Source organism: Candidatus Acidulodesulfobacterium acidiphilum (assembly GCA_008534395.1).
Lineage (GTDB): Bacteria > SZUA-79 > SZUA-79 > Acidulodesulfobacterales > Acidulodesulfobacteraceae > Acidulodesulfobacterium_A > Acidulodesulfobacterium_A acidiphilum.
On sequence record SHMQ01000017.1, the window covers coordinates 1 to 19,152 of the forward strand.

Annotated in this window: 19 protein-coding genes; 9 read left to right on the top strand and 10 right to left on the bottom strand. The window is 35.6% G+C overall.

The annotated features are described in order from the left end of the window. Positions 1 to 843: hypothetical protein (locus EVJ48_06705; protein RZV38511.1), on the bottom strand; the 843-nt coding region annotated here is incomplete at its 3' end. Positions 844 to 1,111: 268 nt separating this feature from the next. On the opposite strand from EVJ48_06705, the gene EVJ48_06710 reads away from it, so the two are divergent. The 7 genes from EVJ48_06710 (at position 1,112) to EVJ48_06740 (ending at position 9,267) form a co-directional block, all read left to right on the top strand. Beyond that, positions 1,112 to 2,551, top strand: a complete 1,440-nt coding sequence (locus EVJ48_06710; GenBank protein RZV38512.1) for an NAD(P)/FAD-dependent oxidoreductase — start codon at positions 1,112 to 1,114, stop codon at positions 2,549 to 2,551. Positions 2,552 to 2,646: 95 nt separating this feature from the next. Next, the gene (locus tag EVJ48_06715; GenBank protein ID RZV38513.1) at positions 2,647 to 2,841 is read left to right on the top strand and encodes a hypothetical protein; all 195 of its coding nucleotides are present in this window, start codon (positions 2,647 to 2,649) and stop codon (positions 2,839 to 2,841) included. Positions 2,842 to 2,900: 59 nt separating this feature from the next. Beyond that, a complete protein-coding gene (locus EVJ48_06720) occupies positions 2,901 to 3,548 on the top strand; it encodes a thiamine phosphate synthase (GenBank protein ID RZV38514.1) in 648 nt (215 codons plus the stop codon). A gap of 15 nt (positions 3,549 to 3,563) precedes the next feature. Next, entirely contained in the window at positions 3,564 to 4,871 is a 1,308-nt protein-coding gene (thiC, locus tag EVJ48_06725) for a phosphomethylpyrimidine synthase ThiC (GenBank protein RZV38515.1), read from the top strand. Positions 4,872 to 4,964: 93 nt separating this feature from the next. Continuing rightward, positions 4,965 to 5,906 carry a DUF815 domain-containing protein gene (locus EVJ48_06730; protein ID RZV38516.1) on the top strand — a complete coding sequence of 314 codons (942 nt, stop codon included), beginning with the start codon at positions 4,965 to 4,967 and terminating at the stop codon, positions 5,904 to 5,906. A gap of 93 nt (positions 5,907 to 5,999) precedes the next feature. Further along, positions 6,000 to 8,321, top strand: coding sequence for a diguanylate cyclase (locus EVJ48_06735; protein RZV38517.1), 2,322 nt, complete (start codon positions 6,000 to 6,002; stop codon positions 8,319 to 8,321). Further along, on the top strand, positions 8,311 to 9,267 hold the full coding sequence (locus EVJ48_06740; GenBank protein ID RZV38518.1) for an ROK family protein: 957 nt from the start codon (positions 8,311 to 8,313) through the stop codon (positions 9,265 to 9,267). The genes EVJ48_06735 and EVJ48_06740 overlap by 11 nt, the downstream gene beginning before the upstream one ends. Positions 9,268 to 9,297: 30 nt before the next feature. On the opposite strand, the gene dnaB is transcribed toward EVJ48_06740, so the two are convergent. The 8 genes from dnaB to EVJ48_06780 all read right to left on the bottom strand — a co-directional run bounded on the left by dnaB (position 9,298) and on the right by EVJ48_06780 (position 15,659). Then, positions 9,298 to 10,671 carry a replicative DNA helicase gene (gene dnaB / locus EVJ48_06745; protein ID RZV38553.1) on the bottom strand — a complete coding sequence of 458 codons (1,374 nt, stop codon included), beginning with the start codon at positions 10,669 to 10,671 and terminating at the stop codon, positions 9,298 to 9,300. Positions 10,672 to 10,775: 104 nt separating this feature from the next. Beyond that, entirely contained in the window at positions 10,776 to 11,222 is a 447-nt protein-coding gene (locus EVJ48_06750) for a 50S ribosomal protein L9 (protein ID RZV38519.1), read from the bottom strand. An 8-nt stretch (positions 11,223 to 11,230) separates the two neighbouring features. Next, positions 11,231 to 12,247 (bottom strand): DUF2232 domain-containing protein, encoded by a 1,017-nt coding sequence (locus tag EVJ48_06755; protein ID RZV38520.1) that lies wholly within the window; start codon positions 12,245 to 12,247, stop codon positions 11,231 to 11,233. Then, complete coding sequence (gene rpsR / locus EVJ48_06760) at positions 12,247 to 12,525, bottom strand: 30S ribosomal protein S18 (protein RZV38521.1); 279 nt, start codon at positions 12,523 to 12,525, stop codon at positions 12,247 to 12,249. The genes EVJ48_06755 and rpsR overlap by 1 nt, the downstream gene beginning before the upstream one ends. Further along, positions 12,518 to 12,901: a 30S ribosomal protein S6 gene (gene rpsF, locus EVJ48_06765; GenBank protein ID RZV38522.1), complete on the bottom strand. Its 384-nt coding sequence runs from the start codon at positions 12,899 to 12,901 to the stop codon at positions 12,518 to 12,520. Before rpsF ends, rpsR begins: the two co-directional genes overlap by 8 nt. Positions 12,902 to 12,977: 76 nt before the next feature. Then, positions 12,978 to 14,405 (bottom strand): radical SAM protein, encoded by a 1,428-nt coding sequence (locus EVJ48_06770; protein ID RZV38523.1) that lies wholly within the window; start codon positions 14,403 to 14,405, stop codon positions 12,978 to 12,980. A gap of 148 nt (positions 14,406 to 14,553) precedes the next feature. Continuing rightward, on the bottom strand, positions 14,554 to 15,267 hold the full coding sequence (locus EVJ48_06775) for a DivIVA domain-containing protein (GenBank protein ID RZV38524.1): 714 nt from the start codon (positions 15,265 to 15,267) through the stop codon (positions 14,554 to 14,556). 65 nt (positions 15,268 to 15,332) lie between these two features. After that, positions 15,333 to 15,659: a YggT family protein gene (locus EVJ48_06780; protein ID RZV38525.1), complete on the bottom strand. Its 327-nt coding sequence runs from the start codon at positions 15,657 to 15,659 to the stop codon at positions 15,333 to 15,335. 85 nt (positions 15,660 to 15,744) lie between these two features. On the opposite strand from EVJ48_06780, the gene polX reads away from it, so the two are divergent. Both polX and thiD read left to right on the top strand, forming a co-directional pair. Beyond that, entirely contained in the window at positions 15,745 to 17,547 is a 1,803-nt protein-coding gene (gene polX, locus EVJ48_06785; protein ID RZV38526.1) for a DNA polymerase/3'-5' exonuclease PolX, read from the top strand. Next, positions 17,541 to 18,359, top strand: coding sequence for a bifunctional hydroxymethylpyrimidine kinase/phosphomethylpyrimidine kinase (gene thiD / locus EVJ48_06790; protein ID RZV38527.1), 819 nt, complete (start codon positions 17,541 to 17,543; stop codon positions 18,357 to 18,359). Before polX ends, thiD begins: the two co-directional genes overlap by 7 nt. Before the next feature lie 99 nt (positions 18,360 to 18,458). On the opposite strand, the gene EVJ48_06795 is transcribed toward thiD, so the two are convergent. After that, the gene (locus EVJ48_06795) at positions 18,459 to 19,103 is read right to left on the bottom strand and encodes a hypothetical protein (GenBank protein ID RZV38528.1); all 645 of its coding nucleotides are present in this window, start codon (positions 19,101 to 19,103) and stop codon (positions 18,459 to 18,461) included. Positions 19,104 to 19,152: the final 49 nt, after the last annotated feature.

The window sequence follows — 19,152 nt, forward strand, 5'->3', positions numbered from 1 at the left end:
TACGAGGAAACCTAATATTGCGACTTCCTTGGATTTTCCCGAAGCCAGAGAAAAGATTAATATCTTCCTTAAAAGAGCCGCCATCGCAAGACCTATAAAAGCGCTTAACGCGAATTTATGCCCCTTCAGCTTTTTAACTTCTTCTTCAAGCAGTTCTCTTATTGCCCAAACGATTAACATAGCGCCGAGAATATCGACTACGGTGGATTCAAAAGCGCCGCCGCCGAAGGCGAATCTGTAGATTTCAAATAAGAACATCAGAAAAACCATAATAGTTGCAATTATTAAAGATATTACAAGGGCAAGGTCAAGCATATAAGAAAACTTCGAACTGAATTTTATTATTTTAGTTTCAAATTTTGTAGACGCTATGTAAAATTTTCCTTCATTTATATATGAACTTATGATTATATCTAAATTAATATCTATTATTTTATTTACAGATTCAATTATTTCATTTCTTTTTTCGGAGGACTGAATGTTTTTTATAATAACTTTATGAATAAAATTTCTTATATAGTTCATTGTAGCGCTGACGTAATGCGAAGGCAATTTTATTTCAGAATGAACCTCTCCTATTCTTTTTAACTGCCTTAAATATTCATTGTCGTATTTTCCGGAAAAAAGATTGAGGAACCAGATTTTTAACTTCTCCCTGTGTCTTGTTCTTATTTCGTCGTTAGGAAGAAATTTGCTGAAATCGTCGAAGTTTGATATAAATGAATAAACGCCGGAAATAAATTCGTTTACATTTGAATTCATCAGCTCTTTTATTTGCGTTAAATTTGACGCGTCTCCGGCGTCGAAAGAATAAATAAGCTTTATTTTATCAAGGGTTTCCATAGCGTTAATATAGATTAATCAATATTTTGATTTTATTAAATTTATAATTTATTCAATAAACCGGCAATGCGCGGTACGATAATAAAAATATGTTATATATGAATATATGATAATGCAAATATATATTTATAATTATATAGAAATATTTTTATATTTTTGCTATCATAAATATTATAAAACATATATATAAAATAATCTAATATTTTTTAAATTTTATTTTAAGATTTATTAATAAGTAAAAAATGAAGAAACGGGGGGATAAATTTATATGGCTCGCATAGTAGTTTTGGGTTCTGGATTTGCCGGCAACACTGCGGCATTAAATTTAAAAAAAGCGCTGGGGCGTAAACATGAAGTTGTAGTAATATCGCCGAGAAAACATTTTTCTTATATCCCTTCATGGATATGGGTGGGAGTGGGTTCTATGAAGCCAGAAAAAACTCAGTTCGATCTTACGCCGGTATATGAAAAGTTTGACATAGAATTTAAAAACGGAGCGGCGGAAGAGATTCATCCGGACGACGTCGACCGATATGTAGTCGTAAAATACAACGACGGCAAAACGGAACAGGTAAAGTACGATTATTTAATAAACGCTACGGGTCCTAAGCTCAATTTTGCGGCTACGCCGGGACTTGGACCGGATGAAGGCTATTCTGATTCGGTCTGTAGTTTGCCTCATGCCGTTAAAACAAGGGATAATTTTTTGAAAGCGGTAGAAAAGATGAAAAAGGGCAAAAGGCAAAAGTTTGTCGTCGGTACTGGACATGGAACCGCCACCTGCCAAGGGGCCGCTTTTGAATATATACATAATTTAGAATTTGAAATTGCGAAGCGGGGACTTCGCAATATGGCGGACATAACTTGGATATCCAACGAACCTACGCTGGGCGATTTCGGAGTCGGCGGAGTGGTAGTAAGAAGGAACGGAAACTTTATATCAGGCAAACTTTTTGCCGAGTCTACTTTTAGGGAAAAGGGCATTAAATGGGTGGACAGGGCGCACGTTAGAAACGTAAAAGAAGGCTCTTTAGATTACGTTAATATTGAAGGAAAAGAAGGGTCGCTCGATTTTGATTTTGCCATGCTGATTCCGCCGTTTGCCGGTATTTCCATCTCATACATAGATAAGGACGGCAGCGATATTAAAAGCCAAATGTGCGTGCCTAGCGGTTTTATGAAAGTAGATGCCGATTATACCTCCGGCGCAAAACCTTTTGAGGAATGGAAAAATTCGGATTGGCCTAAAAAATACAATAATTCTTTATATAAAAATATATTTGCGGCAGGAATAGCTTTTGCTCCCCCGCATCCGATAAGCAAGGCTTTTAAAGCGCCGGACGGTACTCTTATAGCTCCGAGTCCTCCCAGAACCGGCATGGCGTCTGGAATCATAGGCCATACGGTCGCCCTTTCCATTATCGATATGATAAAGAACGGAGCGGCAGAACCCACCTATAGCGCATCGATGGCTGAATTCGGGGCAATATGTATAACCTCTATGGGCAAATCGATGACCGGCGGATCGGCCGCTTTATTGACTATGTATCCGGTAATTCCAAATTACGATAAATATAAATTCGGCAGAAATTTAAATTACACTTTCGGAGATATAGGTCTTGCCGGACACTGGGTTAAATATATGCTTCATTATTTATTTATCTGGAAAATGAAAGGAAAATTTTTATGGCAGTATATTCCCGACTAATGAAAATATTTGGAGAAATAAGCTATATTTAAGGATAAATTGCCGTATCTATTATGAAATATAAATGCAATATGAATAGGAGGATTATATTTATTATGGAAAATAAAAAAGATGACGATTTAATGGAATACGTTCCTTACACGAGCGATTCCAGATCTTTTATCGCGCCTACGCAATACACGCTTTTTACTAGATTGTTTATCCCTTGGCAGTTAATAAAATTTGCCCATTATAATATTAAGATGCTAAGAATTTTGTCTAAAGGACACGGCAGATTTATGGATGAATAAAAAAAGATTAATTGCCGTATCGTTTGACAATTTTAGCCTTAAAATTATATAATTAAAAAATGCCGAATACGGATGCTTCTTGGTTTAATTTTAATATATACTTAATAGGGGACAAAAATTTTTTTAATAACGACGAAGAGTATATTGACGCTCTCGATGAAGCTTTCGGCGCAGGTTTAAAAGCTTTTCAGCTCAGGCAGAAAGATGTTTCCGTACGCGATTTTATAAAAATTGGAGATAAGATAAGAGGCTTGATATTTAAAAAATATCCCGACGTTAAGTTTTTTGTTAACGAGAGGGCGGATGCCGCAGCAGTTCTTTCTGCAGACGGCGTACATCTAAATATTAACGCTCCGCCGATTAAATCGGTTAAAGAAAAATTTAAAGGCTTAAAAATTTTTTATTCTTCTCACTCCATAGAAGATGCCGTCGATGCTGAAAAAAACGGAGCCGATTTTATAACTTTCAGTCCCGTTTTTAAAACTAAAAAACAGGATTTTTTTCACGGCGCAGACGTTTTAAAAAAAGTTGTTAATGTCATGAAAATTCCGGTTTTTGCGCTCGGCGGCATAAACGAGTTTAATATACCGGAAATTAAAAAATCGGGATGCAGGTTTATTGCCATCCAATCTTCGCTGTTAAGTTTAAATAAAAAAGATATAGGCAAAAAAGTAAAAGCAATGATAAAGATTCTTAATGGAAAATAAGGTAAATTTAAAATTATGAAATATATAAATCAGATATCTGCCGCAAGACAAAATATTGTTACCGATGAAATGAAAGCGTGCGCTTTGGCAGAAGGAGTCGCTCCCGAAAAGATATGCGAAGACGTTATGAACGGTTTTACCGTCATAACGAAAAACAGATTAAGAGATATAAAGCCTCTTGCCGTAGGCAAAGATTTAAAAACTAAAGTAAATGCCAATATAGGTTCTTCCGGCGATAATCACGACATCGAAGAAGAGTTGGAAAAGTTAAATGCGGCAATAAAAAGCGGCGCTGACGCCGTTATGGATTTATCTACCGGCGGCAACATAGTAGAATTCAGGTTGTATATATTAAAAAATTCGTCCGTTCCTATCGGTACGGTGCCTCTTTATGAAGCCTTTCAACCCGCGGTCGAAAAAGGTATCGTTAACCCTAATTCCCCTGATTTTATTGACAAATTCGATCCCGAATACCTTTTCGACGTTATAGAAAGACAGTGCGAAGAAGGCGTGGATTTTATTACCGTCCACTGCGGCTTAACTTTAAAAGCTATAAGTACGATGAATATGCAGACCAGGATTATGGGTATAGTATCAAGGGGCGGTTCGTTAATTGCGTCGTGGATGATAAGAAACAACAAAGAAAATCCTTTATATGAAAATTATGAAAGACTGCTTAAAATTGCCAAGAAAAACGACGTAGTTTTAAGCCTCGGCGACGGATTAAGACCGGGATGCCTGCATGACGCTACCGATAGAGCCCAGATTACCGAATTAATTACGCTTGGAGAACTGCAGAAAAAAGCGCTCGAAGAAGGCGTTCAGGTAATGATAGAAGGGCCGGGGCACGTTCCTTTAAATCAGGTAGAAGAAAATATAAAATTAGAAAAAAGTTTATGCAACGGCGCTCCTTTTTATGTTTTAGGTCCGTTAGTTACGGATATTGCCCCCGGCTACGACCATATTACCAGCGCCATAGGCGGCGCGATAGCCGCCGGAGCGGGAGCCGATTTTCTGTGCTACGTCACCCCCGCCGAACATTTAAGGCTTCCTTCGGTATCGGACGTTAAAGAAGGCGTTATAGCCGCAAAGATTGCCGCCCATGCAGGCGATATAGCCAAAGGAATAAAGGGCGCAGCAAATTTTGATTTAGAGATGAGCAAAAATAGGCGGGCTATGAACTGGGAAAAACAGTACGAATGTGCTTTAGATCCCGAAAGAGCCAGAGAAATGAGAGCCTCCCTGCCCCTTAAAGACGATAAAGTGTGTTCTATGTGTTCTTCATACTGCTCTATAAAATTAAATTCTTCGTTTATTAAATAAAATTCGTCGTTTATATTTAAGCGAGTTTAAATAATTTCGTCGTTTATTTTAAATTCATCTAAAAACAAAATAAAAAAATATTAATATATTATTATGGATGAACTCCTTGAAGAAGTGCGCAATATTAACGCTATTATATCGGAAGTTTATTTAAAACTTAAAGATAAATATAACGGCGGTAACGATGCGGATACGATTAGCGAACGCAGTATTATACGTTACGACGATACGCTGTTAGATAAATCAGGTTCGTTTAAGTTTTTTAAGGTTAACGGCAGTTACATGCTTAAGCCTTTATCTGAAGCCAATCTTGAACATCCGCCTTCCGGATATTCACTCTCCCTTTCGGATTTTATCGGAATCGACCAAATAATAAAAGAGGTTTTCAGGAATACTATGAAATTTGCTTCCGGCAAACCCGCCAATAACGTTCTTTTGTGGGGCGACAGAGGAACGGGCAAGTCCTCGTTAATCAGGGCTATAGCAAAATCTTTCGGCGAACCTCCTTATATCGATAAAATTAAATTTATAGAAGTAGTCGAAGATACGGCGGAAATGATATACGAATTAATTACAATTTTAAAGGCGAAATCATCACGATTTATATTGATTTTTGACGATATTGCTTACGATGCCGATTCTATGTTCTATAAAAAGCTTAAATCTATGCTTGACGGCGGGCTTGACGAACTTCCCGAAAATATTATAATTTATGCGACTTCCAATAAACGCCATCTTACCGCCGAAAAATTTAAAAAAGAAAATTTAAATTCCACTGAATTTATTCATCCGGAAGAAGAAGCGGAAGAAGGGCTTTCTTTAAGCGACAGATTCGGTCTGTCATATGGGCTTTACAGTTTCAGCCAGGATACGTTTTTAAAAATAGTCGAACTTTATATAAAGAAATACGGTATAAAAATATCTTCTCTCGATATGGACGAAATCAGAAAAAATGCTCTTAATTTTGCTTTAATTAAGGGTTCCAGATCGGGGAGGACGGCAAAACAGTTTGTAATTAACTTGATAAAAGATTAAAAAAAAATTGCTTGCAAATTTTTATAAAAGTTATAAAATCTTTAAATATATTATAAGTTAAATTAATATGAAAGAAACATATTAAAAAACAACATGTCTGAAATAAAATATTCCGTTAAATACAGGCCTAAGATGTCCATAAGGACAAAGCTTATTCTGTCTTTTTCGTTATCCATTTTAATACCTCTTATACTTTTATCCGTTGCAAACACTTATATTTTTAAAAATCAGACAAAAAAAGAAAATTTAAACAAAGTGCGTATAACGTTAAGCGGAGCGCAAAGGATTTACTATTCTCAGGCAAACCGTCTAAAGAATGCTTTTTTGATAAGTTCTAACAACCCTTATCTGATAAAAGCGGTTATTGATAAAAATATATTTTTTCAAAATTCTTTAATTAAATCTTACAAAAAAGCTTTTAGTTTCGCCGACTATATAGGAATAACAGACGGCGAAGGCCATATAACGTCGTCTGTTACCGGAGACGGAAAAGGTCTTAAGCCGTCTTTAGACGGCATAATATTTAAAGCGTTCAGGACTGGTTTTCCTATCGTGAAGACCGCTATTATTAGAAAATCTACGCTTATCGATATGGGCATTAAACTGTCTAATGGCACTTCCAATATGTTTCTGGTAACCGTTGTACCTTTTATACACGACGGACGTACGGTCGGTTCCATATTCGGATTGATAAGCTTAAACAACAATGCGTATCTTCCCGAAACTATTTATAACGAGTATCATTTAAAAACCGCCGTATTTGCCTCTCTTTTTAACAGGCAGGTATGTTTAAGCACCCTGAAAATACCGGGGAATATTTTCGGCATAGGTTCAAGACTTCCCGAATATATTCACGAGAAGATTATGTCCGGCAAGGATTTTATAAAAGAGTTGAATTACAATGGAGAAACCGTTTTTGCCGCTTTTCATCCCATAAAAAATATAAAAGGAAAGACTATAGGTTCTATCGCGGTATTTATTTCTAACAGGCGCTATGAAACGCTGTTCAGAAAAACGGCTGAATATGCTATATTTATAATATTTATAGGACTTTTAATATCTTTCGTTATATCTTACTTTGCCTCAAAAGACACTTTAAATCCTATTTCCGCTTTAAGAACGGCAATTAAAGAATTTACTTCGGGCGATTTAAACACAAAGCTTATAATCGATACCAAAGACGAGTTTGAATCGATAGGAAAAGGTTTTACGGAAATGGCCGCTACCGTTAAAGACAGAGAAGAAAGAATGGAGAAATATAATTTGTTTTCGGACTTTTTAGTCGGGTCTTTGGATTTCGACAAGATAATATCTTCCACTTTAAATATTTTAGAAGAGTTGCTGAATATTTCTTCGGGAATAATTTATATATACAGTAAAAGCGGAAAATTTAAAGCAGGTAATTCTGAATCAGGCAATCATGAAGGCGATAATGAAAAATCGGATTTAAATAGCGGCGATAGCAGCAGTACGGACGACGATTTAACTTTGGAAAGCGCCGAAGAAGGCTATTTAATACCCTATCAATTTTACGGGATAAGAAAATTTATCGCAAATAAAATAAACGCTTACGAAGGAATGGCGGGACACTGCCTTAAAGACAGAAAAACGATATGGTTTCACGATATTCCGGAAAACGCTATGATTTTTAAGGAAAAGCTTATGGAAAGAGGAGGCGAAGGCATGGCTATAGATTACGGTTTCTGTGAAGTGTTTCCGAAAGATATAGTTTGGCTTCCGCTTTATATAGGCGGCGTAAACGTGGGCGTACTGATGGTATCTTCTATTTACGGTTTTAAAAAAGAAGATATAGCGTTTTTAGAGCATGCCGTCAAAGAACTTTCCGTATCTTTGGATAATGCGAGGATTCACCGTAAAATTAACGAACTTTCTATAACCGACGAACTTACAGGACTTTATAATAGACGAAAGATGGGCGAAGTTATAGAACTTGAATTTAATAAAGCAAAAAGATACGGAAACAGCTTGTCCGTTATGATTTTAGACATCGACCATTTTAAGCGTATTAACGATTTTTACGGACATAAAACCGGAGATACCGTCCTGTCTAAAATAGGCGGTATTTTAAACCGCAACATAAGAACTATAGACACTGCCGTCAGATACGGCGGCGAAGAATTCGTTATTATTTTACCTCAGACGGATTTTAACGGAGCCGTTATTTCAGCAAAGAAAATAAAAAATTTAATAAGAAAACAAAATTTTACCCAGATTCAAGGAGAAGTTACCGTCTCAATAGGAATAGCTTCTCTTCCCGACGATAATATTAATACGGTTGACGATATTTTAAAAATAGCCGACGACTTTCTATACGAAGCCAAAAATAGCGGAAGAAACAGAATTATCGGCGAGCACGGCGGCAAAAAATTCGAGATAACCGAAGATGAGCAATAATTCAATTTATACTGCAGGAGTAGATATAGGCGGCACTAATTTAAGATTAGGAATTTTCGGCGGCGGCGGCAAGCCGGAGTCTGACGTACGCATATTAATGCCGGAAGCAGCGGACGTCGATTTTATAATACGTAATATTAAGAAATTTTTATACGATAACAAAAAATATAACGTAAAAACGCTTGGTATCGGCATAGCAGGTCAGATAGACGCCGAATCCGGAAACATAATTTTTTCTCCTAATTTAAACTGGCATAATGTTCCCCTTAAAAAGGGGCTTGAAGAAGAACTTGGATTAAATAATATATTAGTTGCAAACGATTTAGCCGCTATTACTTACGGGGAATGGAAATACGGAGCGGGAAAAGGCTTTAATAATCTGATATGTATTTTTGTTGGGACAGGTATTGGTTCCGGTATAATTATAAACGGCGGTCTATATACAGGATGTTTTAATTCGGCAGGAGAGATAGGGCATACAAGGATAGTTTCCGGCGGCAGAAAGTGTACCTGCGGCAATTATGGCTGTTTGGAGGCATATGCCGGCGGACACGGCATTGCGTCGATAGCCATAGAAAGAGCCTATGCAGACCGCCCTGCTTTTCAAGACGTCATAAACGAAAGCGGGGGCGTTATAGAATCTATAACCGCAAAATCTATAGCAAAAGCATATAAGGCAGGTTCTAAGGAAGCAGTCCGTTTAATTAAGGAAACAGGGGAATATCTTTCCGACGGCGTGGCAAGCGCAGTAAATTTATTAAGTCCTTGCGCCGTAATACTAGGAGGGGGAGTTTTAGACGGAATTCCGGAACTATTCGACATAGTAAGAGCCGAAACGCTTAAAAGGTCTCTTAAAGCATCTTCGTCGAACCTTAAGATATTAAGATCCTCCTTAGGAGAATATGCCGGAATTATCGGCGCCGCCGCATTATCTTCATCCGTTTAGGATATTTTCATTGTATCAAATAAGAGACGGTTAGATATAAGCCTCTCTATCTTCATATGCAAGATTTTCAAAAGACGTATATTTGTCTATATAAGAAAGTTTAACTATGCCGGTAGGACCGTTTCTCTGTTTTCCTATTATTAATTCTGCAACGCCTTTATTTTCCGTATCTTTTTTGTAAACTTCCTCCCTGTAAACGAACATAATTAAATCCGCATCCTGTTCTATCGCTCCGGATTCCCTTAAATCCGCAAGCTGGGGTTTTCTGTCCTGCCTTGACTCCACCATTCTGTTTAACTGCGAAAGAGCAATTACCGGAATATTAAGCTCTTTTGCAAGGCCTTTTAACGAGCGCGATATTTCGGCTATAGCCTGCTCTCTCGATTCTATATTGTGTGAAGCCCGCATAAGCTGAAGATAATCGATTATAACTAATTCAATGTTTTTTTCTCTTTTTAACCTGCGCGTTTTAGCCCTAAGTTCTGTAACGGTTATTCCTGCGCTGTCGTCTATGTATATCGGTATGTCTTCAAGAATCTCAAGCGCTTTATGAATATTTTCAATGTCGGGGTTATGTATTTTGCCTCTGCGAAGAAAAGAAGAATCTATTTTTGCGGTCATTGCCAAAAGACGCGTTGCAAGCTGTTCCTTAGACATTTCCAAAGAGAAAAACGCCACCGGTATTTTTTTTACTGCTATATTTTTTGCTATGCAAAGAGAAAGAGCAGTTTTCCCCATAGAAGGTCTTCCCGCTATTATAATCAGATCGGACGGCTGAAATCCGTTGGTGTATTCGTCTAAATAGTTTAAACCGCTGTGAATACCGGTAATTACGTCGTTGTCGCTTTTTTTTGAAGTAAGTTTTTTGAAGTAATCGATTATCAGCGGATAAACTTCCGCATAGTTTTTAGGCGCATCTTTTTGCGTAGCGTCAAAAATTGTTTTTTCCGTAAAATCTATAATATTTTCGATATCTTCGTTCTGCTCATAGCATTTCTGCCTGATTTTATTAGAAGCGTTAATAAGATTTCTTAACGTAGATTTTTCTTTTACTATTTTTGAATACTGCTCGATATTAAAAAGTCCAGCGGGCAGCTCAAAAAGAGACGTCAGGTAATTTCCGTAATTAAAGTCCGAAGAGTTGTCCGGCGAGTCCTGTTCTTTCTCTAAACTATGGAGAATAGTGATAATATCGATAGGCTCGTTTTTTTCGCTTAATTTAGATATAATCCGGAATATTTTTGCATTAACGCTGTCGTAAAAATCTTCCGGATTTATAATTCCTAAAACTGAATTTGCCTGAGAATTATCGATGAGTATTGCGGAAAGCAAAGCTTTTTCGGCATCTATGGAATTCGGCGGCACTATGTTTAAAATACCGTCTTTAGAAATGCCGCTATTCATAGAAGTTATTTGTTCACTTTGTTTTAACCTTTTTTTTCTTTCATTGTTCTGCATAATATAATAAAATCGGCGAAAACTAAATGAACGTTATAATGGCAATAATCTTAAACTTCCGGCACGACGTTAACTTTTACGTCTGCCGCAATATCTTTAGATAATTTTATTTTAACCGTTTGAACGCCAAGCTCTTTGATGGGGTTTTCGAGAGCGATTATTTTTCTGTCTATATTAAAACCGGCTTCTTTCAGTTTATTTTCAATGTCCATAGAAGTAATACTGCCGAAAATTTTTTCGTTTTCTCCTACTTTAACGGGAATGGTAATATCCGCTTTCTCTAAATTATTTTTAATTTCGGTAAGTTCGGCGGCTATTTTGATTTTCTTTTTTTCTATTATTTTTTTCTCGTGTTCCACCGTTTTAATATTTGCGTTTGTTGCAGGTATTGCGAGATTTTTAGGCATTAAAAAATTTCTTGCGTAGCCGTCCGCAACATTAACGGTTTCCCCCATAAATCCTAAATTATGAACATCTTCTTTAAGTATTACTTTCATGTTAAACGCTAAACCTCCTTCTTGTTAGTGTCTATTTTTCTAAAGTTAAACCACATATCGAAAATTCCGGTTAGTATAATAAATATAATAAGCGGATTGCTGAAGATAAAAATTACTGCATATCCTAGTATTCTTAAAAAAACATTAATATTAAATTTTCCGAAAAAATAAGAAATAATAGTTAATCCTTGAATTAAATAAACCGAAGAAGCTAATAAAATTATATTATATCCTATAAATTTAAATATTCCAACAGAAAAAATAGAAATTATTATTCCTGTTATAGGAACAAGCAAAAAATAGTCCGAAGACCTCCAAAGCAGTAAATTTTCTTTTAAACCGTAAAAAAATAAATTTGTTTTTTTTGAGATTTTTTTTAAAAAAACAAAACAAATCCATATGCTCATCCATGAAAAAATAATTAATATAGACGGTAGGAGGAATAGTATAATTTTTAACGTTTTTGAAATTAATGCCTGCATTTTTGCCGTCGTAAAATATTTCATTCCCATTTTCGCATATGTGTACATAAGTTTTTTAGTCATAAGGACGGAAAAAAAATTAACGGATTCAATTATGTTTATGCCGTGATTATAAATATAAATCGCCGCTATCAAATAAAAAACAATAAATATCGCTAAAACCGGTATATAAATAGATTTTGCAATTTTATAGCCTTTTAAAATCAAAAAAGAAAAGAAAAACGGAATTGCTAAAAATACTAAAAATTGAATAAGTACCGTCGATATAAAAAAATTGCCGAATAATGCGTGATTCAAATAGCCGTGAAAAACGTCCGCCCCCGAATATATTAAAAAAATCATTCCCGCCGCGAATGAAAAAAAAATTGCGGCTGAAGAAAGCAAGCCTGCCGTCGAAAATAAAAGTATTACGGTAATTCCGTAATACAAGTAAAAAAAAGGATTTATAAAAGAGTATACTCCTTCGTTTATTGAATTTAATGTAAATAAAAACAATAAAATCGAAAGGAGTACTGTTAAAATAATTTTTTTTGACGTTAACATTAAATATTAACGGAAGTGTAGGGCATTATCGAAACGGTTCTAGACATTTTTATAGCCTTGGAAACTCTTCTCTGGTGATACGCGCAATTTCCGGTAATTCTTCTAGGCATAATTTTTCCTCTTTCCGAGACGAAATTTCTCATGAGCCTTGAATCTTTGTAGTCTATTTTTAAACTTTCGTCGGCGCAGAATCTGCATATTTTCTTCCTGGTATATGTTCTGCGGGCAAAACCTGCTCCTGCCGGTTTAGAACTTTTTTTATTTTGGAAATTATTCATTAACGGCTTCCTCCATTATTTCCGCGTTTTCTTTTTTTGTTTCTATATCTTTAGTAAATACTACGGTTTGAAATCTTATGCATTCGTCCCAAATCCTTAAGTTTCTTTCGAGTTCTTTTATAAACGAACCTTTTGCGTTGAAGTGGATAAGTACGAACTTGCCTCTGTTTAACTTTTTAATGTCGTATGAAAGTTTTCTGGCGCCCCAGTCTTCAAAATTTATAAATTCGGCGCCGTTTTTAGACATAACGTCTTTTATTTTATCGATCAATTTATTTAAACCCGATTCGTCGGTATCCGGATTTAAAATAATTAAGGTTTCGTATTTTTTTGAAAATTCGTGAACGATCTCTTTTAAAAAATTTTTCTTAGCCAATTATAAAACCCTCCTTAAAAGTCCTTTTATTATTTAAAATAAAAATTATAATATTTTAAAATAAAAATTGCAATAATTAATTTTTGTTTTCCAGAAGCAATGAATTTATATAAGTCATAGGGGTCGAAATATTTTTCATAGATTTTTTCAGTTTAAACATATGCGTAATCGGCATTTTTCCGGAAAGTATGTATTTGATAATGAAAAAAATATCGTTTGCCCTTAAGTTTAAACTTTTATACGAAGTTTTATACAGATTTGAAAATTCTTTAAAAAAATCGTTCCTTGATAAGACGGTTTCTAAAACAGGATGGAACAGATCATAATAAGAATAGTTTTTAACGGTTAATTTATCCTTTAATTCGTTATAAAGTTTTGTTCCAGGAAGAGGCGTAAGTACGGAGAATACAGGCACGCTTATCTTGAGCCTTTTAACGAAGCCCATCAATTTATTAAAATCCATCTTAGTGAAATCCGGAGAAACTATGAAAGAAGCGGTTACGGCGACATTCTGTTTTTTTGCAATATAGTATGCTTTTTCATTGTTTAGCGAAGAGTTGCTTTTATTTATACTGCTAAGTTTATCGTCGTCTATGCTTTCGAACCCGATAAAAATATTTGACAGCCCCATTTCTTTCCACTGCGATATAAGTTCGGGATGCTTGACTATCGTATCGCTCCTTGCCTGTATAGTATATAGTTTATATATTTTTTCTTTTTTTAAAAGTTCGGCTATTTTTTTTGCCCGTTTAACGTCGCTGAAGAAGTTATCGTCGGTGACAAGTATGTAATCTTCCTTAATTTCTTTTAATTCGGATACTACCCGCTCAGGCGATTTAGATCTGTAAGAGCCGCCGTAAAAATTCCAAACGCTGCAAAAATCGCATTTAAAGGGACATCCCCTTGCCGTTTCTAAGCATGCCAGCGAAGTCCTGATGCCCAGATAGTATTTTTTTCTGAATTCCTCCGTAAGATGCCTTGCAAAGAAAGGAAGGTCGTCTATGTTTTTAAGAAGCGGTCTTTCCTGCGTTTTTATCTGATTGCCGTTTTCGTTGTATATTATGCCTTTAACGTTTGAAAGAGGCGTATTCGAAGAAAATGCTCCGACGAGATCCCTAACGGTATATTCGCCTTCCCCTATTACTATAGCGTCTATTTCTTTAACGTTAAAATCGTAAGGATATACCGAAACGTGATGTCCGCCGACGAAAACGTAGCGGATTCCGAATTCGTTTTTCACCCGTTTTGCAAGTTCTATAGTCCTGTACACGTCAGGAGTAAACGAACATGAAAAACCGACCGCATCCGGTTTAAAACTTTTTATTTTATCTTCTAAGTATTTGTCGGGGTCGTAATCTACGGCTCTTAAGTCTGCTATTTTAACTGTGTGCTCGTCTCTGAGAAGGCTTCCTCCTATGGCTTCTAATCCGGTAGGTTCTATTATAGATACGTTATTTAATCCTATAGTGCTTGTATTATTCGGCTGAATAAGCAATATTTTCATACTTTTTACCTCTACATCTAGATGATTAATGTTAATTAAAATTAACGATAAATAAAAAATTTAATGCGGCGCATATCCGTGCAATTAATATCCATCGGCATATATTATATAATGTAAGTATATCACATAATATAAATAAATATAAGTCTTAGAAAGAAAATTTATTAATATCGCCCAGCATTTCTTCCATACTTTTTTCGCCGGTTTCCGTTTTCGAACTTTCCTCTTTTTCCTCTTCACCGTCTTTTTTTTCTATTCCGCTATTTTTTAGAAAATCTGCAAGGTCGTAATTTTCGCCGGTTTTTTTTACTTCGGCGGTATTACCGGAAGAGTCCTCTTTAAGTTCCGCACTGCCCTTAATATAGGAGGAAGCGTCTATTTTTATCGGTTCTTCCGGTAAAGAAATCTCGAGTTTTTTTTCCGATTCCCTGTTTACTATATCAATATTAGTCTGCAGTAGATTTTTTAAAGAATTTACTATAATTATCCGCTTGTTTAACAGTTCCTCGATATTTTTGGCAATCTCGGCATATTTTTTGTTTGCGTCTTTTATTATGTTTTCGGATTCCGAAACCGCCCTGTTTTTTATAGATTCCGCTTCCATAATAGCCGCTTTCTTGATGTCGTTTGAAACCGACTGCACCATAAGTATTGCTTCGCTTATAGACTTGTCTTTTTCTTTGTAATCCGCAATCTCCTGATTTTTTTTGACGAGTTCTTCTTTCAGTCCGTAGTATTCTCCGTAAAGTTTTTCTAAATCCTTTGCTATTATTTCAAGAAAATTTTCGACTTCGGTTACGTCGTATCCTTTAATTTTTTTTGAAAACTTTTGCGATCTTATTTCTATTGGAGAAAGTTCCATAATTTTAACTCCTGCGTTAAAATCGATTAATTATATATAAATATATAAATATAAAAAGGTAAAAGTCAGCGCCTCAAAATTATAAACGGTATATTTTGCATAATATATCTGTATTCTATAAAATTTAGCAGCTGAGTTAAGGCTATTATTATTAGTATGACTATTAAAGGAGATAAATCGAAAGCAAAAGAAGAGCCTACGGGAAGTATTAGCCTTACTTTATTAAGTACCGGTTCGGTAATATCGTTAATGAAGCGGACTATGGGGTTATAAGGGTCGGGATTTACCCACGAAAGCAGGGCTTTAATAATGATTACCCACATATATATATAAAGAATATCTTTCGCGACATCTATAACGTCGGTTAAAAATTTAAGCAGCAATATATCCATAGTTTTAGTTTTAGTTTAATTAAATTTAATATATAATATAACATAATTGAATGAGCATATACAAATTATATATAAATAAAAAGTTATGACTAATGCGGAAATTGCCGAAATTTTCGAACATATAGCCGAAATACTGGAAATTAAAGGCGAAAATCCTTTTAAAATAAGGGCATATTTAAATGCTTCGGCAGCAATAAGCAGGCTGGGAGAAAATTTATCCGATATTATTATAGAGGGAAAAAATTTAAATATCCCGGGTATCGGGAAAGACCTGCATCTTAAAATAAAAGAGCTTGTAGAAACGGGAAACCTTGCTTATTACGACGAACTTCTAAAATCGGTGCCGGACGGCTTATTCGAGCTTTTAAAAATAAGGGGATTAGGGCCTAAAAAGGCAATGCTTTTATATGAAAATTTTAATATTAAAAGCGCGGCCGATTTGGAAAATGCTTTAAAATTAGGCAAATTAAAAGATATCCATGGTTTCGGAGAAAAGTCTATAGAAAATTTAAAAAAATCTGTGGAAGAATTTAATATTTTTAAAACCAGATTCTTATATCCGGACGCTTTAAATCAAGCGCTAATGCTTGAATATTATCTTAAAAATACGCCGCAGAAAATTATATTGGATATTCAGACGGCTGGTTCCTTAAGAAGAAAAATGGAAACCGTCGGAGATATAGACATAGTGCTTTCCGTCGCCACAGGGAAAGAACAGCTGTTTTTCGAGAGGCTGTTTAAATATCCGGAAATTTTAAGAACGGAATCTTCCGGAGAAACTAAAACAAGCATAATTTTAAGGAGCGGCATACGCGTCGATTTTAGGATAGTACCCCGCGAAGATTTCGTTTATGCCTTTCATCATTTTACCGGCTCCAAAATGCATAACGAAGAGTTGAGGTTGTTAGAAAAAGCTAACGGCTACAAGATAAACGAATACGGCATATTTAAAAGGAATAAAAACGAAGACTCCGGCGCGGATATTTCCGAAAGCAAAACAAATAAAATAGAAGTAAACGACGAAAGGGAATTTTACGGAGTTTTCGGGATGCAGTATATTCCGCCGGAATTAAGGGAAGGAGCGGGGGAACTCGATGCGGCGTTAAACGGCGGAATACCGGCTCTTATAGAAGAAAAAGACCTGCGCGGAGTTTTTCATATTCATACTACTTATACCGACGGAAAAGAAAGTATGGAAGCTATGGTAGAAGAATGTATAAGACTCGGATACGAATACGCCGGCATCTCCGATCATTCGGTATCCGCCCATTATGCCAACGGGCTTTCCGCAGACGAACTTGAATCTCAAATCGAATATATCGACAGGCTTAATAAAAAATATGCGGATAAAATTAAAATTTTTAAGGGCGTAGAATCGGACATTTTACCTGACGGCAATTTGGACTACGATGAAAAAACCCTGTCCAAACTCGATTTCGTCATAGCATCCGTGCATTCTAATTTTAATATGACGGAATCTCTTATGACGGAAAGAATAGTTAAAGCAATTAAAAATCCTTACACGACTATGATAGGACATCTTACCGGCAGACTCCTTTTAGAAAGAAAAGAATATCCTTTAAATATAGGGCGGATTTTAGACTTCGCTTCCGAGTTTAAAACCGTTATAGAACTCAACGCTAATCCGAAAAGGCTGGATATCGACTGGAGGCATATAAAATCGGCTTTATCGAAAAACGTTATGCTTTCAATTAATCCGGACGCACACAAAACAGAAGGAATACGCTTCGTTAACTACGGAATCGGTATAGCCAGAAAAGGCTGGGCAAAAAAATCGGATATTTTAAATACGGGGAGCGCTTCGGAAGTTTACGATATTTTAACGAGCATAAGGGATTTTAAAAAAAAGAAGGCGAAAATATTTTGACGTTAAAAATTTTATCCGTTGCAGGTTTTGACGGTTCCGGCGGAGCCGGTATAACTTCCGATGCTAAGATTTTTTCTAAGCTTGGAATTTTCGGTTTATCCGCCGTTACGGCTATGACTGCCCAGAATCCCGATAAAATATATAAAATAGAACGGGTTTCCGACGTTTTTTTTTCGGCGGAGCTGGAAGCCGTATTTGAATATTTTAAAGTAGATGCGGTAAAAACCGGTTTAATTTACGACGATAGACAGAGTTCTATGCTGTCCGGTTTCATAGATAAATACGGCGTAAAAATTTTAGTGGTCGATCCCGTATATGTTTCCACTTCCAACTCTATAATAGTGAATAAAAACCGCTATCCCGATTTTTTAATACCTTTGTTTAAACATGCATCCGTAATCACGCCCAACGTTAAAGAAGCCGAACTTATTTCAGGAACGGAAATTAAAAACTTGGAAGAAATGAAAAATGCGGCAAAAATTATAAGAAAAAAATTTCCTGAAATTAAAAATATTTTAATTAAAGGTTCGCATATTAACGAAGAATCGGGAGAAAATGTTATAAAAAATTTACTTTTAAACTCAAAAAACGAATTTTATATATACGAAAGCAAAAGAATAAATATCGGAAAACAGGTGCATGGAACCGGATGCGCTTTTTCAGGCTGTATGGCGTCATATCTTGCTTTAGGAATAAAAATGGAATCCGCCGTCGCCGAAACGGAAAAATTTATTTCTAAAATTTTAAAAGATATTAAAAAAATTCAGGATAACTCGCAGGAAAAAATAAATTATATTACGGGGAATATATAGAAAAGAAAAAGGTGTCAGATTAATTTTACGCATTCGAAAAAGAACAATCAACGATAAAAGATTTTGCGTAAAATTAATCTGACACCTTTTTCTTTATTATTATTGCAATGCTCCGTTAAGAATTTTAATCATTAACGGCAGAGGCTTATATCCCACTACTTTTTTATAAAGAATTAGTCCTCTGTATATATAAAAAGTCGGCGTTCCGGTTACTTTTGCGCTCATACCGGAATTTATATTGCTTTTAATAAGCCTTTTCGGCAGTCCGCTTTTAACGCAGGACTCTTCTTCAGACATATTGATTATTTTTCCTGCATGTATTTTAAGAAAATAATAAATATCTCCTATACTGCTCCAAAAGTCTTGGTCTTTATAAAGAAGACTCCTTATGGGCATATACTTTCCTTGAAGAGCTGCACAGTCTGCATATTCCGCTCCTTTAAAGGCGTATTTGTGTATAAGGGTTAGAGGGAAATCCCTAAATTCCAAGTAAATTTTGCCGTTATTAATATAATGTTTTAATATGTAGGGAAAGTCGTATTCTTCAAACTTTCTGCACCAGTAACACTGAAAATCAGTGTACGCAATAATAGTTACCGCGGCATTAGGATTTCCTATCTCCCTTGCGGCGTTTACTTTTTTGACAAAATTCCGGTATGACATCGCCTCGGCATAATTTTGCGCCGAAAAAGCAACTATCGCAAAGACGAAAACCGTTAAAAAAATTAGTTTAATTAAACGCATAACCTAATTTTATCATATTTATTAATAATGTCAATATCGCTATGCAATT